The sequence below is a fragment of the Methylophaga nitratireducenticrescens genome (assembly GCF_000260985.4).
GTDB lineage: Bacteria > Pseudomonadota > Gammaproteobacteria > Nitrosococcales > Methylophagaceae > Methylophaga > Methylophaga nitratireducenticrescens.
The window spans coordinates 1,194,597-1,220,573 of record NC_017857.3 but is presented as its reverse complement, the minus strand read 5'-3'; the positions used below and the strand labels follow the sequence as shown (position 1 = coordinate 1,220,573).

The window sequence follows — 25,977 nt, the reverse complement described above, 5'->3', positions numbered from 1 at the left end:
AATTAATTTAGTTACCATTAACAATGAACGTTAATTTACTGAATCACACTAATACGGATATTGATGCATCAAACAGAAAACAGTTCTGCACGTGACAAATGTTTGATAGAAATAGCGCAACTGGAGCATAAATGACACCTCAATCCATGCCTAAAAAATTGACACTACTGTTGCAGTTTATTCTGTTCGCCGGATTCTGCGGGTCAATTTGGGAACAACAATGGCTTAATGCGATAGTGACTTTCGGCATTATTATCATCAGCTTATTTCCTGTGTTACTGGCCAGAAAATTCAATGTTCATGTGCCAGCTGTATTTCAACTTCTGGCAATTGCCTTTGTCTTTGCATCGGTATTTCTGGGTGAAGTACATGGCTATTACACCAAGTTCTGGTGGTGGGATATTGCTTTGCACGCTGGCTCAGGTTTTCTGTTAGGTATTATTGGCTTCCTGCTGGTTTATCTGCTTAATGAAAATGAATTTATCCATTTACAGATGATGCCGGGGTTTATAGCATTTTTTGCTTTTATGTTTGCTTTGGGGATGGGGGCCTTGTGGGAGATATTTGAATTTTCCATGGATAAAATTTTTGGGATGAATATGCAAAAACCCATGTTCGGTGATTACTCAGGCTTAACTGACACCATGTATGACCTGATTGTGGATGCAATAGGCGCTTTGTTTATTTCAGTACTTGGCTACGGCTACTTGAAAAAAGCTCAAGCCAAATCGTTTCTTGAACGCTGGATCTGGTCATTTATCGTCAAAAATCCACGACTATTTATCAAAAAAAGAAAAACGGCACCGACTAAATCCAATCTCCCGGATTAATGACTGGAAAGCACCTTGTGATATCTTCCTTAACATATCAGGATTATCTCTGATGCGCTTTCATCCATAGCACTCTAGTATGCCGTTAGATTGCTGTTCATCAGCAAGTTTTTCTGGAGTGTATATGTACAATTGGCCCAAGGTTTTAACATCATTATTCTTATGCTTACTGTTGATGTTTTCGTTAATCGCTTGCGATCAAAACAATGATGACACCCCGCAAATGGAAGCTGCACCAATAATCGATGAAAACGAAATCCCCCTATGGCTTGATGGACAAGTGGAAATGTCGCCCCAGGAGTGGCTGGTAAAACGCAGTCGTGCAGAAATAAACGATGAAACAGCTGAAATTGAACGTACAGCAGAACTACTCATCACCGCTGCCAACCGGTTTGATGAAAGTCATCGGATGATTGCCAATCGTGCCGCCCAGCTGGAAGATATGCTGTTCGAACATAACATTAAAGAAACGGCGGTAAACCGGTTGGAATGGTTTACTAAACTTCCGACATTACAGACTCCACATAGCTTTTCGGCGCTTTGCCAGTACTATTACAACCTTCGCACTCAGGGTAAAACTGAAGACGAAATCATTCAAAACCTGTTAAGGCTTTAGGGTCTGTTTATTTTTCAGAGCCACCACTGCTGGAGGCTCATTTTTTCCAACAAGGCGGAAATGATGTGATGTAGATGTTCTGCATCAGTCATTTCTAACGCCGTTTGAAGAATAAAATCGTCCTAGCCCTGCGATTGCGGTTGAAAAGAGGACACTGATCTTTTGAGTAAACTCGCCTGATAAAGATCTCTGCTCTATAATTTCCAAGCATATACTTTTTCTCTGTCGGGAAAGAGCCATCCTGTTTATGCAATCATCGGAATTTATGACTTCTCCTCAAGCTAACAGTTATTTCAGTTTGATCCGCAGCCAGTTTGGTTTACTGGCTATTGGTTTTATTGCGCTTTTCACTGGCAATCTTGGACAAAGCTTTTTCATTGGTTTGTTTCAGTCTGATATCGCCAACTCATTAAACTTATCAGCAGGTGAGTTTGGGGCTGTTTATGCCGCACTGACCATGGCAAGCGGATTTCTGGTGTTATATTTCGGCCAAAAGCTGGATTGGATTGCCCCCCGGCGATATGCCTTGTTAGTGCTGACAGCATTATTGGCGGGCGTGATTTTACTGACCACTTCACCATGGCTGATTCCAGCCTTATTTGGTCTGGGCTTGGTACGGTTATGTGGTCAAGGGTTGATGACCCATTTTGGCAGTACCTTAGCAGGCCGCGAATTTACCATTAATCGTGGTCGGGCTCTGGGGGTAGTGAGTCTTGGCATGCCACTGGGTGAAATTATTCTGGCGCCAGTTATCGCATTATTTATTGGTTGGCTGAGCTGGCAGCAAATCTGGTGGGCGGTGGCCGTCGTCATTTTTCTCATTTGGTTGATGTTACTGCTTTTGGCTAAATGGCCTGAAGCTCCTGAAATCAAACGTGATAGCAGTGGTAACAAAATCAAAGGCCCCAATCCGATGCTGGAAAAACGTTTCTGGCTGATTATTCCATTAACCATGGCTTTGCCAGTCACTTTAACCGGCATTTTTATTTTTCAGTCTCAAATGACCATAGACTTAAATGCCACCACCACCGCATATGCATTAGGTTTAACGGCAATGGGCATTGCTCGTTTTCCGGGAGCATTACTTGGAGGCCGCTGGATAGATGAATTAGGAGTATCGCTTCTAGCTCGCTTGTACCTGGCACCTTTTGCATTAGCTATTATTTTGGCTGTATTAATGGGGGGCAATGCGGGTGTTTTGATTCTAATGATTGGTGCAGGTATTTCACTTGGCATGTCATCGCCGGTGGTAGATAGTTTATTAGTCGTACTTTGGGGTCGTGAACATTTAGGCCACGTGCGAAGTGTCAAATCAGCTTTTATGGTGTTTTCAACCGGTCTGGCACCCGCGGTATTAGGTTTCCTGATTGATGGTGGGGTCCAATTTGAAGCCATCCTAATGGGAATGCTGGTATTTATGGCTATAGGCTGGTGCCTGGCATTGGCACCAATTCGTGAAGCAGAGAAAGCTTTTAGCGACGCTGAAAATTAAAATTAAAGTCAGTATTCAATGGGCCGCTAACCTTAGCGTAGTTCTAATTAAGGACAAGAATATGGCTATTAATACTGCCCCGTTTGGGCAAACCGTAAGCTCGATGGCAAAGGATCCCGTCAATAAACAGGATGCCCCCTTTGGCCAACAAATTTCTGTCATGGCACAGGAAAAAAAGTTTTCTGTTGCTGATTCCAATAGCCAACTGAATCTGTCGATTTTAAAAGTGTCGTTCAACATCAGCGAAGGTAATGGCGATGGTGCGATGGCATTGCTTTACAAAACGGCTTTGGAAGGTATCAATGATTCTTTAAAAGCTGAGTTTGGTGATAACGCTATTCAAAAAGCCTACGACCAAGGTATTGATGTTTCACCTGAAGCCACTTCAGAACGGATCGTGCAAATGAGCACTGCTTTTTTTGATGCCTATTACAGTACCCGTCAGGATATGCCACTAGATGAAGCACTTGAATCATTTGTGAAAGTGATTGGTGGTGGAATTGAGCAGGGATTTAAAGAAGCCCGCGATATTCTTGGTGGATTGAACGTACTGGAAGGTGACATTGCCAGCAATATCGACAAAACCTACGATCTAGTTCAGCAAGGTTTACAGTCCTTCCTACAAAATTATCAAGCTTCTCAAGAAGCTTAAAATAATGCTTTTTCGCCACCCGTTCGGGTGGCGATTTATTTGTGTGTAATGTTAACTATTTCTATCCTGATTTCTCCCTCCCCCCTTGAGTTCTAGCTGATACTCGCCATACTCTGTTTTAATATGCATTCGGGATTGCGCATGTCCTCGAATCATCCAGTGACTCAGCTACAGGAGAGCAGCATGGATAAGACACTCGTCATCGGCGCCAACGGTCAAATTGGCAAATTATTGATTCAAATGATGGCTGAGCAGAAAATGCCAGTCAAAGCCATGATTCGCAAAGCAGATCAAGCCACCGAATTTGAAAAAATGGGCGCTGAAATAGTGATAGCTGATCTAGAAGCCGATATACCAGATCAAGCATTTGCAGATTGTGACAAGGTTGTATTTACAGCCGGTTCAGGTGGTAAAACCAGTGCTGATAAAACCATCCTGGTGGATTTATGGGGCGCCTGCAAAGCTATAGATAAAGCCAAACAACACGATATCAAACAATTTGTCATGGTCAGCTCGCGTGATGCTGGTGATCCCGAACACGGCTCCACGGCTATCAAGCATTACAACGTCTGCAAACATTTTGCCGATAAACACCTCATAGAAAGCCACCTGCCTTATACTATTTTGCGCCCCGGCCGATTAATTAATGGTCCATTAACCGGTAAAATCACCACCACTCGCCCAACCGATCAAGAACAACAAACTATTTCCCGTGCTGATGTAGCAGCCTGCATTTTGCAATGCCTGGATCATTCCGAAACAGTAAATCAGATTGAAGAGTTATATCAGGGTGAAATGCCAATTCAGCAAGCTTTTATAAAATCGGTAAAAGGTCGGTTGGGCTAAAACAACGCGTGAATAGATAAGGAATTATCTTATGGAAGAAGATGTTTATATAAAGGCGTTAAAGTTTGCTGAAAAAAAAAGGAAATTTACTCTTCAAGAGCTTCAACTTGAATTAAATCTTACAAATGAGAAATTAAAAGAATTTGCACTTCAAACCCACCATAATGAAATTTTCTATAACAATACGGTTAATTTCTATACTGTTTATAATAAAAAGCCGCCATATCCATCTGTTTATTTCAGTGTAAAAGACAAGTTTCGATTAATTCAGTATGAAGAACTGAAAGAAGCAAGAAAAGCATCTAAAAATGCAACCCTTTTTGCTGTAGCTGCATTGATGATTTCATTTATAGGTTCAGCAAGTGCTATCTATTTTAATAATAGCTCATCAAAACAACTAGATACTCTTATTGCGGGGCTAACCTACTCAGACTCGGAATTACATAAGCACGTAGAAACTATTCAAATTTCGATCCAACAAAACACTGAAAGCCTCAATTTAATTAATGAATTAATTCATGTTAATAACCAAATAAACCAGAGCCTAATCACGCTCAAAAATGAAATAGTCCCAACTGACGTGGACAACTCGATTCCTGAAACTGATTAATTATCATTAATGAAACCAGATTTTTTTAATCAGATATATAAAAGTGAATCCAGGCAGATCCTTTCCACATTAATCCGCTTGTTAGGTGATTTTGATTTAGCTGAAGAAGCCATGCATGAGGCTTTTGCGATTGCCATGAAAAAATGGGAGCTGGATGGCGTTCCAGAGAATCCGCGTGCCTGGTTGATATCCACTGCCCGCTTTAAAGCCATTGATCAAATACGCCGACAGGCACGTTTTGATTATTCTTTAGATACCATCACTGATGAACAGGCCGCAGAAGAGACCTTGCTGGATGAGCAGCAGATAGAAGATGATCAATTACGACTGATATTCACTTGCTGCCACCCAGCATTAGCCGAAGAAGCACGGCTGGCACTGACATTACGGGAAATCTGTGGCATAACCACCGAGGAAGTCGCCCGGGCCTTTCTGCAAAAACCAACCACCATTGCCCAACGAATTGTCCGCGCCAAAAACAAAATTCGCGAAGCAGGTATTCCTTATGAAGTCCCTGATGCAGATCAATTAGCAGAACGTCTGCAGTCCGTGCTACAGGTCATCTATCTGATCTTTAATGAAGGTTATTCTGCCAGCAATGGCGAATTATTGGTCAAACATGATTTAGCCAGTGAAGCGATTCGTCTTGGCCGATTATTAACACAGCTATTGCCCGAAGCTGAAGTAAACGGGTTATTAGCATTAATGCTACTTCAGGACTCACGACGTCATGCCCGGGTAGATAGTAACGGCGAGTTGATTACACTGGAAGATCAGGATCGGCGTTTGTGGGATCAGCAACAGATTCAGCAAGGTTGTGAGCTGGTTATTCAGACATTACAAACTCAGCATTTTGGTCCCTTTACTCTACAAGCCGCCATCGCAGCAGTTCATGCGGAAGCCTTGTCTTTCGACCAAACGGATTGGCAACAAATCGTGGGGCTATATGATGCGCTTATGCAGTTTACTGATTCCCCTGTTGTCAGATTAAATCAGGCGGTGGCAATCGCAATGCTGCAGGGCCCCGAAGCAGGCTTAGTGATAATTGAGCAATTACGGGTTCAGGGCGAACTGAATAACTATCACCTGATTTATGCAGCCAAGGCGGATCTATGTCGCCGTTTGCAGCAGTTTTCAACTGCCAAACTGGCGTACCAGCAGGCACTTGATTTAACCCAGCAAGGGCCTGAACAACGTTTTCTGCAACGTCGCCTCGCCGAATTACCGATTTAAACGTTGCCTAAGCCGAGATGATTTTTTTGCTCTTTACCAAGCAGCAGTTTGACGAATTCGTTTGCCGGAATTGGCCTGCTGAACAAAAAGCCCTGGAACAATTTACATTGATGATCCTGCAGAAATTTCAGTTGTGACTCTGTCTCCACCCCTTCAGCGATCACCTGCATATGCAAACCATCCGCTAAAGCAAGTATGGCTCTTACAATTGCCTGACTATTGATACCGGTTTCCAGCTCACGAATAAAATGCTGATCAATTTTCAGTACATCCAATGGCAAATCCTGCAGATAGGATAATGATGAGAAACCGGTACCAAAATCATCCATCGCCAGCCTTAGGCCCAATGCTTTCAACTGATGCATTCTCTCAATGCAGGCCTCACGATTACCTATCGCAACATTCTCGGTTAATTCCAGTTCAATAAAATCCGGATTAACTCGTGTACGTTTAAGGATCTCAGCCGTTTTGTTCACAATGTCTGGACGATCAAATTCCACGCCTGAAATATTCACTGAAATTGGCACCGGTTCAATACCCAGGTTAGTGAATGATTTTATAAACTCACATGTTTGTTCAAGCACCCAGCGCCCAATTTCCACAATCAGCATTGATTGTTCAGCTATCGGAATAAATTTGGCAGGTGAAATCATGCCCAACTCGGAATGATTCCAGCGAATTAGCGCTTCCGCACCGATGACCTGTTTTTCACTATCAAATTTTGGCTGGTAATAAATAATAATTTCATCTTTACTAATAGCTTCTCGTAAATCATGTTCAAGCTTGATATTTTCCAGCGCCTTTGCGGTCATTTCTGCTGAATAGAAACGGAAATTAGCGCGACCGTCATTTTTCGCATAATACATGGCCGAATCCGCAAATTTCAGCAGATCTTCAGGCGTTTCGGCATCTGTTGGATACATGGCAATACCCATACTGGCGGTGGATTTAACCGACTGTCCTGCCACTATTGAGGTTGTATCTACTGCTTTTAATACTTTTTCGGCAATCATGCTGATAAGTGCCGGATTATCAATGTCAGTAATCAACACGACAAACTCATCGCCACTCATTCGGACCACCAGGTCGGTGGTTCGAATACTGTTGGATAAATGTTCTGCTATCTGGATCAAAAGCTCATCACCAGCAGCATGACCCAAAGAATCGTTGACGTTTTTAAAGCGGTCCAGATCCAGAAAAAAAACCGCCAACTGTTTTGAATCACGATTTGCCCGAGCAATTTCCTGATGCAATCTCTCATTTAACACTAACCGGTTAGCTAAGCCGGTTAATCCATCAAAATGCGCCTGATGAAAAAGCTTCTCCTCCCAAGCTGCGTTTGATAAAGCTACTGCAATACGATCACCAAAGCTTCTGGCAATAGCTTTGAGGTCATTACTAATGATCTTAGTCTGTTGATAAGCAAAACTGATAGTGGCAGAAATAGAGCCATTCACCACCACCGGAATGACCAAAAAATGCCAGTTACCAGTCAGTTTTAATACTTCCAGATAAGCCGGTAAACGCGGCTGATTGTTGATTTCCACCACACTCCCCTGATTTTTTTGCAAATCAGTCAGTTCTTCATCGTTTATAGGGAATGATTGGTCCAATAAATCAAAATGTTGACCATCACGACGAGTATGGACCTCCACAATAAGTTGTTTTTCAGCATCAAATTTGGCAATCGAAATCAGGTCACTAAAAAATATGCCGGGCAATCGAGTTAAAGCGGTTTCAACGATTTCATCCGCATTCAGCACAGAAAGGATCTGTCGATCTATTTCAGCCATGGTGGATTGAATTTCAAACTGACTGCGCAAGCGTCGGGTCATTTCATTAAATGAATCACCTAGAATTTCAAATTCATCTTTGCTGTGTATGTCGACCTGATAATCAAACTGCCCTTCTGCAATACGTTCGGTAGCAATTCTAAGTGCGGTCAGTGGTGAGAGATATTTGGCAATTAATTTGGTACTGAGGAACGCCACAATTAATACAGTCAACAAAATCAGTGGCGGATAAACCTTGGTGAAATAGTCGATAGCACTTAGCGCCATTGATCTCGGTTGGGCATGCACAATAATAAGATCGGGGGAGGCAAACATATTGGCTATAGGTGCTTGCCAGAAGCCGCCCAGATAAGCATTGTTTCCAAGATTGTGATTAAAACTGCCGCTGTAGTTGTCGAGTAGATTGGTCAATAATTGGTTGGGTAATGACGTGCTTGGTAATGAGCTGAACCAGGATTCGCCGACATCTGTCATTACCATAAGCTGATTGACACCTAGATTATCGACTTCCCACAAAGCTTCGGGGTGTAACTCAGCCATTAAAATGCCAGCATCAGGGCTGTTTTCATTAAAATTTAAGGCGATCCAAATCTGTTTAACGCCAATCTCATTGCTCTCAATCGGTTTAATAAGTGTTAATCCGGAACGAACGGATTCAATCTCCTGTTCTGTGAGATATGGCACCATACGGGTATCACCTAACAAAGAGGCTCTTTGACCATTATTGGTAATTATTGCTAAATCGCTAAACTGTTTTTGTAACTTCTGATCCCGGAATAAATTCTGATCCCGTAATCCTCTGCTTGAACGTTCAATCCGGTTTGCCAATAATCGTAAAGCGCTTTCAGCCAATACGAGCCGGTCGATAAATCGCAAACCATAATCTTTACTGCTTTTCTGTAGCACATCATAGGATTGTTGGTATAGCTGCTGACTGACTTGATGAAAAGACAATACCCCCAAAACCAATACTGGTATTAAGGATGCAACAACAAAGGAGAGCAATATCCTTCGAGCGACTTTATTTCGGTTGTGGGGCGATTTTTCTATCATTAAGGAATTATCAACCTAAAAATCAGCCGCGAGGCCTATAAAACGTCCATCTCGAGCCAGAATAATGTCATCCAGACTATATTTGTTTGATACTTGTCTTTTGGTTACACCATCTTTCCCTTTACTGTAAAGATCGTATTGAGTGTTGATGGGATTCAATTTTTTATCTGCTCTTACTCGCCCCATAATTCCCGGACCAGCATTTGCAATATTTGTATAAACATAAGGGTTATCCCAGGGATCTTTACCATTATTGGGAAGATTGGAAGTAAAAGCTTTCCATTCAGCCTCAGAATCAGGTGGATAACGGTGATTTTCAAGGTAGTAACGTTCAATCACCGATTTGATTGTCACAAGTTGAGAGATAGCCAAAGCGTTATGAGTTTTATCAATATAGCTGCGATAACTGGGTACCGCGATAGTCACTATGACACCAAGTACAGCGATAACTAGCATGAGTTCGATTAACGTCATTGCTTTTTGTGAAGTGATGTTCAACTTAGTAAACCGCACAGGAAACCCTTCTTTAGATTTTCGTAGTATTTATCGATTTACCATCCCTGATAGATTTTATTAAATGCTAGCACGAGGGCTGTTTTCGATAAGGTAGTGGTTCACAAATTCCTTCTGGCCACACTTATTAGCACAAACATCTTATGGAGTTTAAAAGATACCTCCATAACCTGAATTAACGTTCTTCTAATTGATTGGCGAGCTTGATAGTTATCGGCTAAAAAAAAGAAATCTGTATTTTTTCTGACTGTCGATTTCACGGTTGCTTATTCGACTAGTTGATAAGGCCAATCTTTTTAGCCTTCAATATGGAGAAATATTTATGAACATGAAAACTGAAGTTGAACAACAAGTGGAAAACTGGAAACAGGCTGTAATAAGCCAGAACATCGAACAAATCATGCCGTTTTATGCTGAAGATATTCGGTCATTTGATGCGATTTCCGAGTTGCAGTTTAAAGGTCGCAAACAATATGAGGCACATTGGCAACGTTGCCTGCAGATGTGCAAAATGACTCAGTTTGAAATCGGCCAGCTTGATATCAAGGTTGATGGAAATCTGGCGGTATGTTTTTTCCTTAATCAATGTGGCGGAATTGATGAAAAAACCGGTGAAGAACAGGTCGGCTGGGTTCGAGGCACTCAGGTGTATGAAAAAATTCACGGAAAATGGTTGATTATTCATGAGCACTTTTCTTTGCCGTTTGATATGGCAACAGGCTCAGCGTTGTTTCAGCTTACCCCTGAAACTGAATCTGCCTGGTAAGGAGCACACAATGAAATTCATGATTTTACGTAAAGCCGATTCCGATACTGAAAAAGGTGTAATGCCCAGTGAACAATTATTATCGGCCATGGGCAACTACAACATGCAAATGGATCAGGCCGGAATATTAAGAACCGGTGAAGGCTTGAAACCAACCCGTGATGGGGCCCGCATTAAATTTCAGCAGGGTAAGCCGATAATCACTGATGGTCCGTTTACTGAAACCAAAGAATTACTCGCCGGTTACACGGTTATTGAGGTCAACTCCAAACAGGAAGCACTGGATTGGGCCAAACGCTGGCCAGCTGAAGATGCCGATGGCAACGTTGAACTGGAACTCAGACAACTTTATGAAATGAGTGATTTTGTTGATGGGCAGGGTTTGCAAAAACATATCGAACTTGAGCATAAACTTCACAAACAACCGCTTTCCACCAGCTCTTATCTATTATTTGATGGCAACTGCCGCCAGGCTTTTGAGTTCTATGCACAGGTGTTTGGTGGCGATATCGTAATGATATTAAACGGAAGCGAATCCCCGATGGCAAATGAAATGCCTGCCGAGTTCGCTGACAAGATCATGCATGTCTCTCTTCAGGTCGGCAATTGGATGTTAATGGGATCAGATTGCCCACCCGGCATGTTTGAAAAACCACAAGGTTTTCATGTACAGATTGCTTTTGAAGATGAGCAACAGGCTGAAACCACTTTTAATCAACTAGCCGAAGGTGGCTGTGTACAGATGCCGTTCGAACCCACATTTTGGGCCAAGCGGTTTGGCATGCTGGTGGATCGGTTTGGTACGCCATGGATGATTAATTGTGGTCAATGTACGCTCTGATTATCTTTCAGACTAAGTAACAATCAAAAAACCATCGGGAGACTTAAATGAAATATCTGGCTTTGGTGTATTACCAGGAACAAATCATGAATCAAATGTCCCAGCAGGAATGGGACAGCCTGAATCAGGAATGCATGGCCTGTGGTGAAAAACTGCAAAGCAGTGGCCATATGCTGGATGGTTCAGCGTTGCAATCGGTCGAGACGGCTACTACTGTTCGCGTCCGCAACGGCAAAGTGACGATGACCGATGGTCCTTTTGCTGAAACCAAAGAACAACTGGCCGGTTTTTATCTGCTGGAAGCACGGGATATTAACGAAGCCATTCAATTGGCCGGCAATATTCCCCCCGCCAGATACGGCAGTATTGAAATTCGCCCCGTGCGTGAATTGCAGACTGAACAGAATAGCAGCGGTGGTAAAAGAAACTCATCACCATGACGCAAAAACTGCAAACCTGTCTGTGGTTTAACAGCAACGCCGAACCTGCGGTGAATTTTTATCTGTCGGTATTCGGTGGCCACGAAATTGATCGGCTCTATTACAACAATGCAGGCCCTGGACCAGAGGGTTCAGTGCTGTCTATCACATTTGAAATTTATGGCCAGCAACTGATCGCTCTCAATGGTGGCACGGATGTGGCATTTAATCATGCGATGTCATTGTTAGTCCGCTGCGAGAATCAAACCGAAATCGACCTGCTTTGGGATAAGTTACTGGTCAATGGCGGCAGGACATTGCAATGCGGCTGGGTTCAGGATCAGTTTGGTGTGTGCTGGCAGATTGTGCCCAATATGCTGGATAAAATGTTGCAGGATAAACAGCGTGCTCCGGCAGTAATGACGGCATTACTCTCCATGAACAAGCTGAATATCCCACAATTAGAAGCCGCTTATCAGAACAGCAGATAAGTCAAATATCCTGCAGCAATCGCCATTGTCATTACCACCACAACAAAGGCGATTAATAAACGCGTTTTAAACAATGAGCGTAACAAAATTAATTCCGTCAAGCTGGCACCGGCACTACCAATTATCAATGCCATGACGGTACCTGCACCAACTCCTTTTGCCAATAAGGAATAAGCTAGAGGAATAACAGCTTCTGCACGAATATACAAAGGCACTCCAATAACTGCCGCCAAAGGAATGGCAAAAGGATTATCACCACCAGCATACTGCTGCAGGAAATCGGTCGGCACAAAACCATAAATTACACTGCCGATCGCAATACCGACCAATAAATATGGTAAAACATCAATAAAATCTGACCAGGCTTGTTTACTAATCCGTTGGAACGGTGTTTTGGCAACTGGTTGGGCATCACAGCAATCCGCTGGTTGGCTTTCAATGGCACAGCAAGCAGGATTATCCTTTTCAGCATGACTTGTACTAGATTCTTCTGATGTATTACAACAAGATTGAACAGTTTTAGCCGTGGAATAATGTTCATCTCGAATGTATCGTTCAAAACCCATTTGATTTAATAACCAGCCCCCGACTAGGGAAACGACGAAAGCCGATATGACATATATCAATGTCAGGTTTAGTCCAAATGTGGCGAATAAAAGTACGACAATAATGGGGTTTAATATTGGTGAAGCAAACAGGAATACCATCATAGGCCCAAAACCTGCTCTCGCTTTTATAAGCCCTTTCAAAATCGGAATAGTTGAACAACTGCAAAAAGGGGTTATCGCCCCTAATCCTGCTGCTATTAAATATCCACGTCGCTGACTTTCGCCAAGTAAATTCTGAATTTTTTCAGCGGGAATTTTCCATTGCACCAAACCGACCAGAAAACTAACAACAAGAAACAGTATTGAAAGTTCAACGGCTAAAAAAGCAAACATTGCTAGTGTATCGTTAAGATTCTGACTCATAATTAAATCCATATTTCTAGAAAAATAGAAATATAAAATAACTTGCTTGTTTTAAGCCTGTCAACTAAATTTCTATAAATATCGAAATAAAAGGAAAAGCCATGACGCATGACGAGGCGGCAATCAGTTTGGCAGAGTTAGGTAACAGTAGTCGTCTAGCTATTTTCAGATATCTGGTTAAAGCCGGACATGAAGGTGTAGCGGTGGGAGAAATACAGCGTAATTTAGCCATACCAGGCTCTACACTCTCGCATCATCTAACCAAAATGGCCCATGCCGATCTGATTATTCAGGATAAAAAAGGCCGCAGCATTTGCTGCAAACCAAACTTTCCTCATCTGGAAAATCTGATGGCCTATCTGAAAGAAGAGTGTTGCGAGGGACATCAACCACCAGATACCGAAACAAACTCATGTGATTGCTAACGCATTTTTAAACAAAATTAACCAACGATTTATCTCGCTGGTTTTGATCATTGGGCAAAATACTGTCTGCTGGCGTACTATATCGCGCTATGCCAACACAGAGCTGGCTTTTTGATTGAGGTTTGAAATGAGCGATTTACCCAATTGTCCAAAGTGTGATTCCGAATATGTCTATCAAGATGACCATATTCTGATTTGTCCGGAATGCTCTTATGAATGGTCGGCTGATACGGTGACTGATAATAGTGAAAGCTCAGATGGTATTCTCGATGCCAATGGCAATGTTTTGCAGGATGGTGATACTGTAACGGTTATTAAGGATCTGAAAGTAAAAGGTTCTTCACTGGTAGTAAAAGTCGGCACCAAGGTCAAAAATATCCGTCTAGTAGAGGGCGATCACGATATTGACTGCAAGATTGATGGTATTGGGGCAATGAAACTTAAATCGCAATTTGTGAAAAAAGTCTGACGCTTCACAGCATCTGAGGTACTAAAAGGGCTCTAATACGAGCCCTTTTTTGTGGGTAATTTATTTGTCTGCTAGTTTTTTCATATTTTCATTAATTTTAAATAGCACTATCAATAATTCACACCAGATACGCGCGCCGACGGCACCAGCCAGCATGGTAAAAATTCCTATAAGAAAACTACTAATACCACCAGCGAACATCATGCCCAGGCCAGAAACCAGTGCAGCACCTAATAACAACCAGTAAACCAGCGTAATGATTTTCGGAGTTAACATCGAATCAAAAAACAGGATATCTCTCACTTCTTTCTCTCCTAGATTAATCAGTGGATGGCAGTATCAGGGCTTGTTTATCTTTCATATCCACCACTGCTAGCGGAGATGAAAGATAAACAAGCCCAGTTCACTAACATCCATTTCAGTTTTTTTACATTATGGCAATAAATGAACATCGTTTTTAATTGAAGGTCTTATCAGTAGAACTGTATTCACCATCTGTCTATTGATGCCAAACATATCTATTGCCAATGCGTATAATGCCCTTTTACCCATAGTATTTCTTGACCGCTGTCACGGAAAATCGAATTGAAACCAATCATCACGCTCAATAAAGTGTCAGTTGACATTGCACCAGCGTCACCGGAGAGCCGTATTTCTTTGAGAAGAATGCGTGCTTGTCATGAGTGTGATTGGGTGGTGGTGTTACCTGCATTACGTCCGGGTGAGCATGCTACCTGTCCACGTTGCGGGCATATCTTAGTTAGACGACATTTTCGTCCAGCTCAGCGCAGCATGGCATTTGCTATTAGTGCATTAATTGCGTTGATATTGGCGATCTCATTTCCCTTTGTCAGTTTTGAAGCAAGAGGCATCAGCAATAATATTGAGCTGACTCAAACCGCGACCAGCATGATTAGTTTTCATCAGCCCTTGGTCGCCCTCATTGTGGCACTGACTATTATTGTATTGCCGGCAGTTTATCTATTAGGGGTCATTTGGCTGCAATTTGGTTTGCTCAGGGCAGCTCCCTTTCCATTTAGTCGCGGTATTGCTCGTTCGTTATCACATATGCATCCGTGGATGATGGCGGATGTATTTATCATTGCCGCGCTAGTCAGTTTGATAAAAATCGCTGGCATGGCACAGATTGAATTAGGTGCATCGTTTTGGGCTTTTTGTGCCTTTGCAATTTTACTGTTAATGACCACGCGCTCTATTGATGCCGACTGGATGTGGTTTTCACTTGCGGGTGAACCTCAGGCCCCAAAGGGCATTCGCACAGGCGAAACGGCGGCTTCACAAGGTTTGGCAGGATGCTCAACCTGTGGTTTGATAAACGAACTGTCCGATTCCGGTCATGGACATTGTCGCCGCTGTGGCGAACCCCTGCATCTACGTTTACCACATAGCCTGCAACGTACGTGGGCACTTTTGGCGGCAGCAATTGTGATGTACATTCCAGCAAATGCCTATCCTATTATGACAACAACAGTGCTGGGCCAGAGTCAGCCGGCAACCATTATTGGAGGCATCATTGATTTATGGCAAAAAGGCTCCTGGCCAATTGCAGCAGTGATCTTTTTTGCCAGTATTCTGGTTCCTGTCGGCAAGATGCTGGCGTTGATCTGGCTGTCATTTGTCGTACGTAAAAGCAGTGAACTCAGCGCCAATAACCGAACCAATTTATATCGGATTACCGAATTTATCGGTCGCTGGTCCATGGTAGATTTATTTGTAGTGGCTATACTGGTGGCATTAATCAGGGCTGGTAACTTAATGTCGATAACCCCCGGTCCGGCAGCACTAGCATTTGGGGCTGTCGTTATTTTAACCATGTTAGCGGCGATGACATTTGATCCACGGCTGATATGGGATACGCCCGACACAACCAAAAAAACGCACTCCAAGGAAACCGTGAATGAGTGATTCCCCTGTCTCTAATGAAGACAATGTGAACGACCAGCATCGAGCAAAAGCGGGCAGACAATCTCGTCTTTCCCCCATCTGGATTGTGCCGATTGTCGCGGTCATGATTGGCCTATGGCTGATATATGACAACTACAGTCGTATAGGCCCTAGAATTACCTTAACGATGGCAAATGCCGAGGGGATAGAAGCTGGCAAAACCATGATCAAAACGCGCAATGTGGATATTGGTCAGGTGGAACAGGTGCGGCTATCAGATGATTTAACCCACACACTAATCATTGCACGAATTAATCCAGAGGCCGAACCGATGCTGGTCGATGACTCCCGCTTCTGGGTCGTGAAACCACGTATAGGCCGAGAAGGGATCAGCGGCCTTAATACCGTACTATCCGGCGCCTATATTCAATTACAACCTGGTGAAAGTAATATCGAACAACGTGAATTTGAGGTGTTGGAACAACCGCCTATTTCAACTCTGGGCGTGCAAGGCTTACGTATCAACCTTATCAGTCAACTGGGTAACTCTCTGCGTGTTGGTGATCCCGTCACCTATCAAGGGTTCAATGTGGGTCGGGTTGAAAGCGCTGAATTTGATAGCGAAAAGCGTGAAATGCGTCACCAGTTATTTATTGAGAGCCCTTACGATGTTCTGGTCACCGAAGGCACCCGTTTCTGGTCTGCCAATGGCGTCGATTTAAAACTGGATTCTGAGGGGTTCAAAGTCAATATTGCCTCATTGGAAGCATTATTAGGCGGTGGTGTGACATTTGGCGTACTTGAGGATTTACCGGTCGGTTCTCGCGCCCAGCCCGACAGCATTTTTACCCTTTACGGTGATGAGGAGAGTGCGCGTCAGGAAGCTTATACTCAATATCTTGAATATGTACTGTTAATCGAAGATACCGTTCGCGGGCTTTCCAAGGGGGCGCCGGTTGAATTCCGTGGTATTCGTATTGGTACGGTTTCGAGTGTGCCCTGGAAATTTACCTCACCCGAACGCAATGCGCAGAGCGGCTTTGCTATTCCCGTGTTAATCCGCTTGGAACCACAACGCTTAGGCGGTAGTGAAAAAGTTGATATCAAAGACTGGGCAGCCCGCTTCGACCGCATGTTGAATGCCGGATTAAGAGCCTCACTTAAATCCGGTAACCTTTTGACCGGTTCATTATTTGTTGATCTTAATTTTCAGCGTGATGAATCAGTTGAATTTGTGGCCAGAACGTTTGAAGGGCATCAGGTTCTGCCAACCAGTTCAACAGGCTTGGCGCAAATCGAACTGAAAGTGTCGAATTTGCTGGATAAACTCAATCAACTGGAAGTTGAACCGATTCTAACCGGCATGGATCGTAATCTGGAAAGCTCCGAAACCATGTTGAGCGAAATCAGGGAGTTAACCGCCAGCATTCAAACCTTGGTCAATGCTTCTGAAACGCAACAGATCCCTGAAAACATTAATCAGACACTGACCGAAATTCGAGCCACTTTGCAGGGGCTGTCGCCTGATTCGTCCGCTTATCAAGAAATGACGGGCACTCTGCAACGTTTGGATAAACTGCTGCGTGACCTGCAACCAGTTGCACGTACACTGGGCGAACAACCCAATGCACTGATTTTTGATCGTCGTGACAGCGACGATCCTGTACCACGAGCGCCAAAATAATCGGGATTAGTTATGTTGATAAAAGTCAATAAATTGTTTTTTAGCTTATTGCTGGTATTGAGTTTATTGGCTTGTGCCAATCAAGCAGTTAATACACAACGATATACCCTGCCAGAAACCTTTCAATCCTCTGAGCAGGCTTCAACTCCTGATGCACAAGTCTTAGTAATAGGCTCTATTAGTCTGGCTGAATTTCTTGACAGCGAACGCATTGCATTGCAAATAGATGACATTACTCTGCATCAAGCCAATGAGCATCTTTGGGCAGAAAATCTGGGTCAACAAATACGCCGTGGATTGCGTAGCCGATTGAGCAAACAACTCCCAGAGTTGCTGGTAGTATCAGATAGTCGGGGATTAAAACAAACGGCGTGGAATTTACAGTTGGATATTGAGCAGTTTCATGGGCATTTTACTGGCAAAGCAGTGACCAGCGGGCAATGGCGTTTGCAGGACAGTAAAGGAAATATGCTTTTAATTTCGCCATTTACTATTGAAACTCCACTTGCGATTGATGGTTATCCTGCTCTGGTACGCGCATTGGGCAACAACCTGGATAAATTAGCTGAAGAACTAGCGGCTGAAATCACCAATCTCTGATTTGAATTGGGTGAGATCAATATGATCTCACCGCTTGAAATTATTTTATCCAAACCTGTTTGGCGTTCACAAATTCATGGATTCCGTGTGGCCCGAGCTCTCGGCCAAAACCGGATCCCTTGATTCCACCGCTGGGCAATCGAGGATCGGTTTTCACAATGCCGTTTATTGCGACCTGACCTGATTGAAGCTGCATGGCCAGATGCAAAGCCAGTTCGGCATTTTTAGTCCAGATGCTGGCACCTAAACCGTATTCCGTATCATTGGCCATCTGCAGTGCGTGTTCATGATCTTCTGCTTTAATCACCGCCATAATTGGCCCAAAGGTTTCCTCACGAAACGCACACATTGTGGGAGTCACTTCGGTCAGCAATGTGACCGGGTAGAAAAAACCATCGGTATCCGGTAATTCGCCCCCTAATAAACATTTCGCACCGGCAGCAACTGTATCTTCCACTTGGCGATGTAGATTCAGCTGCAAATCCTTGCGAGCAATCGGGCCGATATCGGTACTAGGTTGTAATGGATCGCCCATTTGCAATTTTTTGAGTCGGTTTAATAGTAGTTCGACAAAATGATCGTAGATTTCAGCCTCGACAATAATTCGTTTGGCAGCAATACAGGACTGTCCTGCATTAATGATTCGTGACAGTGTCACCACATCCGCGGCTGTTTCCAGATCAGCATCGGCCAGAATAATACTGGGATCCGAACCACCCAGTTCCAGCACACAGGGTTTAATTTCACTGCCCGCAATTTCGGCTACTTTCCTACCCGCACCGCCAGAACCGGTAAACGAAACAGCCATTATGCGTGGATCCCGAATCGCTAATTCTACTTCTGGGGTTTCCAGGGGCAGATTCACCATAATATTTTCCGGTGCGCCGGCTTTAACAAAGGCATTTGCTATAGCCTGGGCCGTTTGCGGCACATGGGGATCGTGTTTCATCACACAGGTGTTGCCTGCCATCAGTGCGGGTGCCAGATAGCGAAATGCCAACCATAATGGTGCATTCCAGGGCAGGATTCCCAGCAATGTGCCCAAAGGTTGATAACAGACATAACTCAGTGAAGCATCCGATGCGATAGTGTCCCTGGCCAGGAATTTTTCAGCATTATCAGCATAGAATTCTGCACAAAAGGCTGCTTTTTCAACCTCAGGTACCCCTTCTCTTATTGGCTTACCCATTTCCAAGGCCATCAGTTGTGCCAGATCTTGTTTTTCTGCACGTAACTGTCTGGCGACTGCACGTAACACCTCAGCACGCTCCTCAAAACTGCGATCACTCCAGTCAGCAAAAGCTGCGCTGGCCTCACCGATTCGGGCATACATTTCATGTTTACTGAGACAGGGGAAACTATCGATTTTTTCTCCGCTGTACGGGTTTGTTGCTATAAGCATGTTGACCTCTGTAGATTAACTGGCAGATTTTTGGGCTTGCTGAGGTTGTTTATCAGCTTTGGTTTCGTTTTTGTTGCCCTTATCAAGTGAGATAAGTTTTTGCTTGCCCTGATCGGCTTTGACGACAAAATCCCTATCCATGGTGAAAAAGGACTCGCAGCCATCTTCGGTAATATGAATGGTGTCAGAGATACCGCAGGTTTTATCCCCATCAACGCCCCACATCCACGGGATAATATGAAACGTCATGCCGGGTTTAAGTACAGTGGATTCGCCTTGTTTAAGACTGACGATATACCCTTCATCCCAGCTGGGTGGAAAAGCAATACCGATTGAATAGCCAGAACGTGTCACCAGTCGAGCACCAATATCATTTTTAGTAATGATATTGCGAATCATATTGTCGGCATCGGATACGGTCATGCCAGGCTGGAAGTTCTTATGCACAGCGTCCAGCGCCATTTTCATGATTTCCTGAGCCTTGTACATTGATGGACTTAATGCGCCCAGAACAATCGTACGCATCATCGCTGTGTGATAACGACGATAACACCCCCCCACTTCAAGGAAGACATGTTCATTTGGCTGCACAATGCGGCCTTCCCAAGTGGCATGGCCAATCATGGTGCGTGGTCCAGAAGTCACATACGGCATAACCGCTGGCGGCTCACCGCCAGCTCTAAACATTGCTGCGCTGATTGCTGCACCAATTTCATTTTCAGTGACATCTGCCTGCACTGCATCAATACCAGCTTGCATACCTGCTTCAGTCGCTCTGGCAGCATTCTGCATTAATGCTATTTCCATCGGTGATTTGCATACCCGTCCTTCCTCTACGATGCCAAAGCAATCCAGCAATTTGCCATCGGTCAAAGTGGTATGGATGCAGTCCTGATGATAGGCAGGGAAAAAGTAGCTGTTACGTTCATAACCAATGCGTTTTTTATCCAGTCCAAACTCACGCAGTGCATCGACCAGCATCTGAATGGCATCGCCGGTATCAGGATACGGCCGGGTAATATCTAACCAGGTTCGATGGATTACATTGGATTCTTCCAGTTTACGGGTGATCATGAACGGTTCATCTTCCAACGGAACAACCAGTGCCTGAAAGAATGAATAGCCAGTCGTCTGGTAATCCGTCAGATACATAATATTTTCAGGATCGGAAATGACCACAGCATCCATATGCCGTTCGGCAATACGTTCTCTTAACTCGCGTAGTCGTCGCTCGTATTCTTCAAACGGAAAAGTCATATCATCACGATGTCTCATGCGGCTCGCTCCATTTGCATGACTCTATCAGTCACTTCAACCAGAATATCCAGTCCCGTCTTTAAGTCAGATTGGGGTGTGGTTAATGGTGGAATCAATTTGACAACCCGTCCACCGGTACCACAGCTGGCAATCAGTAAACCGGCTTCAAAACATTGATTCACAATGGCTTTGGCTCTATCTCCATTGCCGACGTCCAGTCCCAGAATCATGCCTTTACCGGTCACATTTACATCTGGGTATCGCTGCGCCAATGGGGCCAGAGCTTCAGCCATTTGCTGGCCGTTGGCTTTGACTTCTTTCATCAACTCATCATTGTCAAAATAAGTCAGTGCCTGATCACCCGCGACAAAGGAAATATCCTGGCCTCTGAAAGTACCGGTATGTTCACCGGGCGACCAGTGTTCATCAAGTTCCGGCTTCACCAGATTCATCGCCATTGGGGTGCCCATGCCGCCAATGCCTTTGGCCAGACAGATAATGTCAGGATCAATACCCAGATCATCGAAACTGAAAAACGAACCGGTTCGGCCAACGCCGACCTGAATATCGTCAACGATGAATAATGCCCCTACTTCTTTGGCTAATTTTTCCAGGGCCTGCAACCATTCTTTTGATGCTACCTTCACACCGCCTTCAGCCTGTATCGTTTCAAGCAAAAATGCTGCGGGCGGAGCAATACCACTGGAGCTGTCCTGATAGATGGCGGTTAACTGATCAATACTGTTCATGCCGCAACCCAAGTCACAGCCAGGACAGGTTTTGTCACAGCCAAAGGCAAAATGTTTGACATGATTAAGCGGCACACCGGCTGCATTACGGAAATACTGATTGGCCGTCGCACTTAAAGCGCCTAGTGTCATGCCATGAAAGCCATGACTAAAAGCCACGACATCCTGACGTCCGGTCACCCGTCTGGCGAGTTTCATCGCTGCTTCCACTGCATTAGTGCCAGTCGGCCCCGTAAATTGCATTTTATGCGGCATATTGCGAGGTTTTAGAATGGTATCTGTAAAGTGTTGCATAAACTGCCGTTTGGCCGTGGTATGCATATCAAGGCTGTGGGTCACGCCGTTGGATTGAATGTAATCAACTACCGCTTTGGTCATACGCTGATTGTTATGACCGAAATTCAAGACCCCAGCACCAGCAAAAAAATCAATATATTCCTTGCCGTTTTCATCAGTCTGCCGGGCATTGGCCGCTTTATCGAATACCACCGGGTATACTCGGCAATAAGCACGGATCGCAGACTCTCTTTCTTCAAATATACTCATTTAAATCTCCTCTTGAACACGTCACATGGACGATTTAGGGCAGTTCCTCCGGAACAGGTACGCCAACTCCGACCAGGCGCGAAAACAATCGTGTGACCGCCGGTATCAGGCGATCGTTAAAGTCGTAATAAGGGCTGTGGCATGGCACCTGGTGCTCGGGTCCATCATCACTGCCAATCAACGCAAATGCGCCGGGAATATGTTGCAGGTAGTAACTGAAATCTTCGGATGCCATAATCGGTGTCGGCGTAATAAAATCGAGTGAATCAGCACCATTAATGTTCTGCCATAACCGCCGCATGTTTGTGGCTTGTAGCGTATGATTAATGGTTGCGTCATAGCGCGGAAAATTTTCCACTTCAGCCACCACACCATAACTTGCCGCAGTTTGCTGGCTAATTTCAGTAATCAATCGATAGATTTCATCACGGGTTTTTCTGTCTGGAACCCGGATACTGCCGCCGACAACAGCATTTTGTGGAATAACGGTAGGCGCACTTGGCGCTTCAATTGAAGTAACGCTGATCACTGCAGCTTGCTGAGGCGCTAGCCGGCGACTGATAATCTGTTGCAAATTAAGGGTAATCGCACTGGCCGCTAACACTGGATCACGGCACAGTTCCGGCTGGCTGGCATGGCCGCCTTGTCCGTGCAGGGTAATTTTAAACGTGCCATTCCCACACATCACCAACGCATCGGGACAAAGCATTTGACCAAATGCAATGGCCGGCCAGTTGTGCCAGCCATAAATTTCGTCAACCCCATCAAGCGCGCCATCTTTGATCATTTCTCTGGCGCCATGCCCCCCTTCTTCGGCTGGCTGAAAAACCAGGCTGACAGGTCCTTTCAATTGCGCTTCGTGATACTTAAGCCATTTTGCAGTCGCTAATAAGGTAGCAGTGTGACCATCATGACCACAGGCATGCATACACCCCTCATTCATTGAACTCCACACTTTTAAAGTGGCTTCGTGAAGCGGCAATGCATCCATATCACCGCGCAGAGCAATATGTGGTGCTGTGGTGCCCTTGGGATTAATTATGCCGACTGTTCCGGTGCCGGCGCAGCAACGCCAAGGAATATTCAGATGGCTGAGGATCTCACGTACGCGCTCAGCAGTGCGATGTTCCTGCCAGCCCATTTCCGGATGAGCGTGGAGTTCACGGCGGATTGTTTCAGCTGTGGTGATGGTGTCTTGCCAGACATCTGACATGAGCCCTCCCCTGTTTTGGACCGAACAACAAAATTGTCGGGTGATCCGTTATAAAACCTTGTCTGTTAACAATGTGACTTTTTAGTACAATTTGCAATGCAATATGATGATTCTGTTACAAAGCCAGCGTTCATGAATTAAGAGCAATTGCTATGCCACTAGTGACTGGTTGAAGAATATTTGGTTCAAATAACGTGTTTTCTGGATCAAATGAATATCATAACTACTTCATTTTACTACCAATACTTTTCAATGCTGATATGCCCTGGTTCGCGTCGACTATGCTTCCTGAGCCCGCGTTTTAACAGCACATTCATCGTATCCTGCACCATATCCGGATTACCACACAGCATGACATGACTGTCATTATCGATACTTCCCCCGGCACGTAACTCAAGTTTAGAGTCCATTATCGCTGCAGGAATCCGACCAGCAATAGCGTAGTCACATGCCTCACGGCTTACCATCGGAATATAACTGAATTGATGCGTATGATTTTCGGCGATGTTGCGAATCATTTGTTGATAGGTCAACTCTTCCATATATCGCACAGCATGGACCAGCGTTATCCGTTCAAATTGTTGCCACACCTCGGCTGTTTTAATAATGGATAAAAACGGACCAATACCGGTACCAGTGGCCAGTAAAAATAGCTTTTTGGCTGGGGGCAGTTGTTTAAGTGTTAATAACCCTGTGGCCTTGGTAGCAACCTTGACGCTATCTCCGGGATTAAGCTTTGCCAGCTTTGTTGAGAATATTCCGCCAGGTACTTCAATAAAATAAAAATCCAGCGGTTGTTCGCCAGGTGCATTCACCAGCGAAAATGGTCGACTGATTTCTTCACCGTCAATGTCCAGTGCGAGTCGGGTAAATTGTCCAGCTTCAAACATTTCCAGGGGCGCCTCAACCTTCAGAGAATGTAGAGTGGAGGTCCATTGTTTATTTTCTACAACCCGACCTTCGTGCCATTTTGACATGGATATCTCCTGTTTAGCGTTTAGTTAATGACCATATCAACTTCTGCTGGGTTGCTGCAAAATAGAATCATTCATTTATTCATTGGTTCAATATCTTCGTTACTTATGGTTAGTAAAATAACTGATGTATTCCAATCAGTAATCTGATTGTAAGACTATTTTGTACTATCATATGTGGTAATTACTTTACGTGCATTAATGAGAAATCCTATGAATTCAGTGCTGGATATGCAGGCCTTGAAAACTGCGACAGTCAACACCGTACCTTTCCCTTTTTTCAAGGTGGAGCGATCGATCCGTCAGGATGTGCTGGATCGTGTGATTGGAGATTTCCCTGACATCGGTGATGGTGGTAGTTTCAACGTTGATGATGTACCGGTAAATCCTGATTTCAAAGCCTTCCTTGATTCCATCGATAGTCCAGAATTCCGACAAGTTATTTGTGAAAAATTTGATGTAAAAGTGATGGAACTGCCGATGATGATGACCTTGCGGGGCTATTCACGACAAAAAGATGGGCGCATTCACACTGACTCCAAAACCAAGCTGGTCACCATATTGATTTATCTGAATGAAAGCTGGGATGCTGCCACGGGACGCTTGCGTATTTTGAATAATGCACAGGATATGGAAAATTATGTCGATGAAATCATTCCCGGCCCCGGCTCATTAGTCGCGTTTAAGGTGACGGATAACTGCTGGCATGGTTATCCAAGTTTTGAAGGTATGCGTCGTTCTATTCAGATAAACTTTCTGACCAGCGAAGCCGCTGGCAACAAACATCGTTTTTTTCACAAATTAAGCGCCAAGCTTAAAAACTGGTTGAGAAAACGCAAAATAAAGGCGGTTTAATCAATGTCCTATCTCCAGGATCCGCGGGTTTTATTCGCTGCAGAGCGCACATTACTCGCATGGAATCGTACTGGCTTGACGTTTATCATGTTCGGTTTTTTGATTGAACGTTCTGGTTTATTAATTGAAGTATTATCAAATGGTCAGGAACGCTTGAACACCACCATGACCTTTGTCATTGGCCTGGCGTTTATTCTGCTTGGCAGTGTGACCACAGTGTATGCTGCCAGACAATTTCAGCGGGTGTTAAAAACCCTTGGGGAATCCGAATTTCCAGAAGGATACCGGACGCAATGGGGCGTCATTGTAAGTTTAATTGTTGCTCTGCTGGGTAGCCTGTTGGCTATCAGCCTTTTCCTCACCTACAATTGAGTCCCATAACATGTCTAAATGGTTATTATTAAGTATTGCTATTCTTGCCGAGGTTTTCGGTACCAGCTTTCTCAAGGCTTCTGAGGGATTTACCCGGTTCTGGCCATCAGTAGCTGTTATCGTAGGTTACATCGTCGCTTTTTACTTTTTAGCTTTATCGTTAAAAGTCATTCCTGTGGGTATCGCCTATGCGATCTGGGCAGGGATTGGGGTGGTATTAATCGCTTTAATCGGTTGGATTGTATTTAGTCAGAAACTGGACACCCCTGCCATCATTGGCATTTCAATGATTTTAGGCGGCGTAGTGGTGTTAAATGTCTTTTCCAGCAGCTTGACGCATTAAACGCCTCAAGTCAGTCCGCCTTGTTTGAGGAGAAAGTTTCCAACCGTGGTGGCTATG

The 25,977-nt window shown here is 44.3% G+C and carries 28 protein-coding genes; 19 read left to right on the top strand and 9 right to left on the bottom strand.

Annotated elements, in window-relative coordinates; genetic code table 11:
• Positions 1-131: 131 nt before the first annotated feature.
• From Q7A_RS05895 to Q7A_RS05865, 7 genes are all read left to right on the top strand, one after another.
• Positions 132-830 (top strand): hypothetical protein, encoded by a 699-nt coding sequence (locus tag Q7A_RS05895; RefSeq protein WP_014706422.1) that lies wholly within the window; start codon positions 132-134, stop codon positions 828-830.
• 124 nt (positions 831-954) lie between these two features.
• On the top strand, positions 955-1,446 hold the full coding sequence (locus Q7A_RS05890; RefSeq protein ID WP_041354421.1) for a hypothetical protein: 492 nt from the start codon (positions 955-957) through the stop codon (positions 1,444-1,446).
• 247 nt (positions 1,447-1,693) lie between these two features.
• The gene (locus tag Q7A_RS05885; protein ID WP_014706420.1) at positions 1,694-2,938 is read left to right on the top strand and encodes an MFS transporter; all 1,245 of its coding nucleotides are present in this window, start codon (positions 1,694-1,696) and stop codon (positions 2,936-2,938) included.
• A gap of 61 nt (positions 2,939-2,999) precedes the next feature.
• Positions 3,000-3,590 (top strand): DUF5610 domain-containing protein, encoded by a 591-nt coding sequence (locus tag Q7A_RS05880; protein ID WP_014706419.1) that lies wholly within the window; start codon positions 3,000-3,002, stop codon positions 3,588-3,590.
• A gap of 183 nt (positions 3,591-3,773) precedes the next feature.
• Positions 3,774-4,436 (top strand): SDR family oxidoreductase, encoded by a 663-nt coding sequence (locus Q7A_RS05875; RefSeq protein ID WP_014706418.1) that lies wholly within the window; start codon positions 3,774-3,776, stop codon positions 4,434-4,436.
• Positions 4,437-4,467: 31 nt separating this feature from the next.
• Positions 4,468-5,046 (top strand): hypothetical protein, encoded by a 579-nt coding sequence (locus tag Q7A_RS05870; protein WP_089418511.1) that lies wholly within the window; start codon positions 4,468-4,470, stop codon positions 5,044-5,046.
• Positions 5,047-5,055: 9 nt separating this feature from the next.
• Positions 5,056-6,279, top strand: a complete 1,224-nt coding sequence (locus Q7A_RS05865) for an RNA polymerase sigma factor (RefSeq protein ID WP_014706417.1) — start codon at positions 5,056-5,058, stop codon at positions 6,277-6,279.
• Here the strand turns inward: Q7A_RS05865 and Q7A_RS05860 are convergent.
• Positions 6,276-9,125 (bottom strand): putative bifunctional diguanylate cyclase/phosphodiesterase, encoded by a 2,850-nt coding sequence (locus Q7A_RS05860; protein ID WP_014706416.1) that lies wholly within the window; start codon positions 9,123-9,125, stop codon positions 6,276-6,278. The genes Q7A_RS05865 and Q7A_RS05860 overlap by 4 nt on opposite strands.
• Before the next feature lie 15 nt (positions 9,126-9,140).
• Positions 9,141-9,638 carry a type IV pilin protein gene (locus Q7A_RS05855; RefSeq protein WP_048480979.1) on the bottom strand — a complete coding sequence of 166 codons (498 nt, stop codon included), beginning with the start codon at positions 9,636-9,638 and terminating at the stop codon, positions 9,141-9,143.
• Positions 9,639-9,960: 322 nt separating this feature from the next.
• Between Q7A_RS05855 and Q7A_RS05850 the strand changes: the two genes are divergently transcribed.
• Genes Q7A_RS05850 through Q7A_RS05835 form a run of 4 tightly spaced genes read left to right on the top strand, consistent with a single transcriptional unit; the run spans position 9,961 to position 12,155 of the window.
• Positions 9,961-10,404 carry a YybH family protein gene (locus Q7A_RS05850; RefSeq protein WP_014706414.1) on the top strand — a complete coding sequence of 148 codons (444 nt, stop codon included), beginning with the start codon at positions 9,961-9,963 and terminating at the stop codon, positions 10,402-10,404.
• Positions 10,405-10,414: 10 nt separating this feature from the next.
• The gene (locus Q7A_RS05845; RefSeq protein ID WP_014706413.1) at positions 10,415-11,245 is read left to right on the top strand and encodes a YciI family protein; all 831 of its coding nucleotides are present in this window, start codon (positions 10,415-10,417) and stop codon (positions 11,243-11,245) included.
• A gap of 47 nt (positions 11,246-11,292) precedes the next feature.
• Positions 11,293-11,685 carry a YciI family protein gene (locus Q7A_RS05840; RefSeq protein ID WP_014706412.1) on the top strand — a complete coding sequence of 131 codons (393 nt, stop codon included), beginning with the start codon at positions 11,293-11,295 and terminating at the stop codon, positions 11,683-11,685.
• Entirely contained in the window at positions 11,682-12,155 is a 474-nt protein-coding gene (locus Q7A_RS05835) for a VOC family protein (protein ID WP_014706411.1), read from the top strand. Before Q7A_RS05840 ends, Q7A_RS05835 begins: the two co-directional genes overlap by 4 nt.
• On the opposite strand, the gene Q7A_RS05830 is transcribed toward Q7A_RS05835, so the two are convergent.
• Entirely contained in the window at positions 12,140-13,138 is a 999-nt protein-coding gene (locus Q7A_RS05830) for a permease (protein WP_238595955.1), read from the bottom strand. The two genes, Q7A_RS05835 and Q7A_RS05830, sit on opposite strands and share 16 nt — an antisense overlap.
• Before the next feature lie 89 nt (positions 13,139-13,227).
• Here Q7A_RS05830 and Q7A_RS05825 point away from each other — a divergent pair, with 89 nt between their 5' ends.
• Both Q7A_RS05825 and Q7A_RS05820 read left to right on the top strand, forming a co-directional pair.
• A complete protein-coding gene (locus Q7A_RS05825; RefSeq protein ID WP_014706409.1) occupies positions 13,228-13,551 on the top strand; it encodes an ArsR/SmtB family transcription factor in 324 nt (107 codons plus the stop codon).
• Positions 13,552-13,678: 127 nt separating this feature from the next.
• Positions 13,679-14,020, top strand: a complete 342-nt coding sequence (locus Q7A_RS05820; RefSeq protein WP_014706408.1) for a zinc ribbon domain-containing protein YjdM — start codon at positions 13,679-13,681, stop codon at positions 14,018-14,020.
• Positions 14,021-14,080: 60 nt separating this feature from the next.
• Here the strand turns inward: Q7A_RS05820 and Q7A_RS05815 are convergent, their stop codons facing one another.
• On the bottom strand, positions 14,081-14,323 hold the full coding sequence (locus tag Q7A_RS05815) for a DUF4282 domain-containing protein (RefSeq protein WP_014706407.1): 243 nt from the start codon (positions 14,321-14,323) through the stop codon (positions 14,081-14,083).
• Positions 14,324-14,605: 282 nt separating this feature from the next.
• Between Q7A_RS05815 and Q7A_RS05810 the strand changes: the two genes are divergently transcribed.
• From Q7A_RS05810 to Q7A_RS05800, 3 genes are read left to right on the top strand one after another with little or no spacing between them, the layout of a single operon-like run.
• Positions 14,606-15,946 (top strand): paraquat-inducible protein A, encoded by a 1,341-nt coding sequence (locus tag Q7A_RS05810; protein WP_014706404.1) that lies wholly within the window; start codon positions 14,606-14,608, stop codon positions 15,944-15,946.
• Positions 15,939-17,609, top strand: coding sequence for an intermembrane transport protein PqiB (pqiB, locus tag Q7A_RS05805; protein ID WP_014706403.1), 1,671 nt, complete (start codon positions 15,939-15,941; stop codon positions 17,607-17,609). Before Q7A_RS05810 ends, pqiB begins: the two co-directional genes overlap by 8 nt.
• Positions 17,610-17,621: 12 nt before the next feature.
• Positions 17,622-18,209 (top strand): PqiC family protein, encoded by a 588-nt coding sequence (locus tag Q7A_RS05800; protein WP_014706402.1) that lies wholly within the window; start codon positions 17,622-17,624, stop codon positions 18,207-18,209.
• 40 nt (positions 18,210-18,249) lie between these two features.
• Here Q7A_RS05800 and Q7A_RS05795 read toward each other — a convergent pair whose 3' ends face one another.
• The 5 genes from Q7A_RS05795 to Q7A_RS05775 all read right to left on the bottom strand — a co-directional run bounded on the left by Q7A_RS05795 (position 18,250) and on the right by Q7A_RS05775 (position 24,353).
• Positions 18,250-19,611 carry an NAD-dependent succinate-semialdehyde dehydrogenase gene (locus Q7A_RS05795; RefSeq protein WP_014706401.1) on the bottom strand — a complete coding sequence of 454 codons (1,362 nt, stop codon included), beginning with the start codon at positions 19,609-19,611 and terminating at the stop codon, positions 18,250-18,252.
• A gap of 15 nt (positions 19,612-19,626) precedes the next feature.
• On the bottom strand, positions 19,627-20,886 hold the full coding sequence (doeA, locus tag Q7A_RS05790) for an ectoine hydrolase (RefSeq protein ID WP_014706400.1): 1,260 nt from the start codon (positions 20,884-20,886) through the stop codon (positions 19,627-19,629).
• Positions 20,883-22,163, bottom strand: a complete 1,281-nt coding sequence (locus Q7A_RS05785; protein ID WP_014706399.1) for an aspartate aminotransferase family protein — start codon at positions 22,161-22,163, stop codon at positions 20,883-20,885. Before Q7A_RS05785 ends, doeA begins: the two co-directional genes overlap by 4 nt.
• A 34-nt stretch (positions 22,164-22,197) precedes the next feature.
• Entirely contained in the window at positions 22,198-23,376 is a 1,179-nt protein-coding gene (gene doeB2, locus Q7A_RS05780) for a N(2)-acetyl-L-2,4-diaminobutanoate deacetylase DoeB2 (protein WP_014706398.1), read from the bottom strand.
• Between the two features lie 236 nt (positions 23,377-23,612).
• Complete coding sequence (locus Q7A_RS05775) at positions 23,613-24,353, bottom strand: ferredoxin--NADP reductase (protein ID WP_014706397.1); 741 nt, start codon at positions 24,351-24,353, stop codon at positions 23,613-23,615.
• A 210-nt stretch (positions 24,354-24,563) separates the two neighbouring features.
• Here Q7A_RS05775 and Q7A_RS05770 point away from each other — a divergent pair, with 210 nt between their 5' ends.
• The 3 genes from Q7A_RS05770 to Q7A_RS05760 are packed head-to-tail and all read left to right on the top strand — an operon-like array spanning position 24,564 to position 25,920.
• On the top strand, positions 24,564-25,205 hold the full coding sequence (locus tag Q7A_RS05770; protein ID WP_014706396.1) for a 2OG-Fe(II) oxygenase: 642 nt from the start codon (positions 24,564-24,566) through the stop codon (positions 25,203-25,205).
• A 3-nt stretch (positions 25,206-25,208) separates the two neighbouring features.
• The gene (locus Q7A_RS05765; RefSeq protein WP_014706395.1) at positions 25,209-25,577 is read left to right on the top strand and encodes a YidH family protein; all 369 of its coding nucleotides are present in this window, start codon (positions 25,209-25,211) and stop codon (positions 25,575-25,577) included.
• Between the two features lie 10 nt (positions 25,578-25,587).
• Positions 25,588-25,920, top strand: coding sequence for an SMR family transporter (locus Q7A_RS05760; RefSeq protein WP_014706394.1), 333 nt, complete (start codon positions 25,588-25,590; stop codon positions 25,918-25,920).
• Positions 25,921-25,977 lie beyond the last annotated feature (57 nt).

Excerpts from the sequence above, each read along its gene's own strand:
- Q7A_RS05775 (WP_014706397.1), bottom strand. The coding sequence starts at position 24,353 with ATGTCAAAATGGCACGAAGGTCGGGTTGTAGAAAATAAACAATGGACC.
- Q7A_RS05865 (WP_014706417.1), top strand. The coding sequence starts at position 5,056 with ATGAAACCAGATTTTTTTAATCAGATATATAAAAGTGAATCCAGGCAG.
- Q7A_RS05785 (WP_014706399.1), bottom strand. The coding sequence starts at position 22,163 with ATGAGTATATTTGAAGAAAGAGAGTCTGCGATCCGTGCTTATTGCCGA.
- Q7A_RS05820 (WP_014706408.1), top strand. The coding sequence starts at position 13,679 with ATGAGCGATTTACCCAATTGTCCAAAGTGTGATTCCGAATATGTCTAT.
- Q7A_RS05890 (WP_041354421.1), top strand. The coding sequence starts at position 955 with ATGTACAATTGGCCCAAGGTTTTAACATCATTATTCTTATGCTTACTG.
- Q7A_RS05885 (WP_014706420.1), top strand. The coding sequence starts at position 1,694 with ATGCAATCATCGGAATTTATGACTTCTCCTCAAGCTAACAGTTATTTC.
- Q7A_RS05850 (WP_014706414.1), top strand. The coding sequence starts at position 9,961 with ATGAACATGAAAACTGAAGTTGAACAACAAGTGGAAAACTGGAAACAG.
- Q7A_RS05830 (WP_238595955.1), bottom strand. The coding sequence starts at position 13,138 with ATGGATTTAATTATGAGTCAGAATCTTAACGATACACTAGCAATGTTT.
- Q7A_RS05880 (WP_014706419.1), top strand. The coding sequence starts at position 3,000 with ATGGCTATTAATACTGCCCCGTTTGGGCAAACCGTAAGCTCGATGGCA.
- Q7A_RS05875 (WP_014706418.1), top strand. The coding sequence starts at position 3,774 with ATGGATAAGACACTCGTCATCGGCGCCAACGGTCAAATTGGCAAATTA.
- Q7A_RS05845 (WP_014706413.1), top strand. The coding sequence starts at position 10,415 with ATGAAATTCATGATTTTACGTAAAGCCGATTCCGATACTGAAAAAGGT.
- Q7A_RS05800 (WP_014706402.1), top strand. The coding sequence starts at position 17,622 with ATGTTGATAAAAGTCAATAAATTGTTTTTTAGCTTATTGCTGGTATTG.
- Q7A_RS05795 (WP_014706401.1), bottom strand. The coding sequence starts at position 19,611 with ATGCTTATAGCAACAAACCCGTACAGCGGAGAAAAAATCGATAGTTTC.
- Q7A_RS05765 (WP_014706395.1), top strand. The coding sequence starts at position 25,209 with ATGTCCTATCTCCAGGATCCGCGGGTTTTATTCGCTGCAGAGCGCACA.
- Q7A_RS05860 (WP_014706416.1), bottom strand. The coding sequence starts at position 9,125 with ATGATAGAAAAATCGCCCCACAACCGAAATAAAGTCGCTCGAAGGATA.
- doeA (WP_014706400.1), bottom strand. The coding sequence starts at position 20,886 with ATGAGACATCGTGATGATATGACTTTTCCGTTTGAAGAATACGAGCGA.
- Q7A_RS05770 (WP_014706396.1), top strand. The coding sequence starts at position 24,564 with ATGAATTCAGTGCTGGATATGCAGGCCTTGAAAACTGCGACAGTCAAC.
- Q7A_RS05870 (WP_089418511.1), top strand. The coding sequence starts at position 4,468 with ATGGAAGAAGATGTTTATATAAAGGCGTTAAAGTTTGCTGAAAAAAAA.
- Q7A_RS05895 (WP_014706422.1), top strand. The coding sequence starts at position 132 with ATGACACCTCAATCCATGCCTAAAAAATTGACACTACTGTTGCAGTTT.
- Q7A_RS05835 (WP_014706411.1), top strand. The coding sequence starts at position 11,682 with ATGACGCAAAAACTGCAAACCTGTCTGTGGTTTAACAGCAACGCCGAA.
- Q7A_RS05760 (WP_014706394.1), top strand. The coding sequence starts at position 25,588 with ATGTCTAAATGGTTATTATTAAGTATTGCTATTCTTGCCGAGGTTTTC.
- Q7A_RS05840 (WP_014706412.1), top strand. The coding sequence starts at position 11,293 with ATGAAATATCTGGCTTTGGTGTATTACCAGGAACAAATCATGAATCAA.
- Q7A_RS05825 (WP_014706409.1), top strand. The coding sequence starts at position 13,228 with ATGACGCATGACGAGGCGGCAATCAGTTTGGCAGAGTTAGGTAACAGT.
- pqiB (WP_014706403.1), top strand. The coding sequence starts at position 15,939 with ATGAGTGATTCCCCTGTCTCTAATGAAGACAATGTGAACGACCAGCAT.
- doeB2 (WP_014706398.1), bottom strand. The coding sequence starts at position 23,376 with ATGTCAGATGTCTGGCAAGACACCATCACCACAGCTGAAACAATCCGC.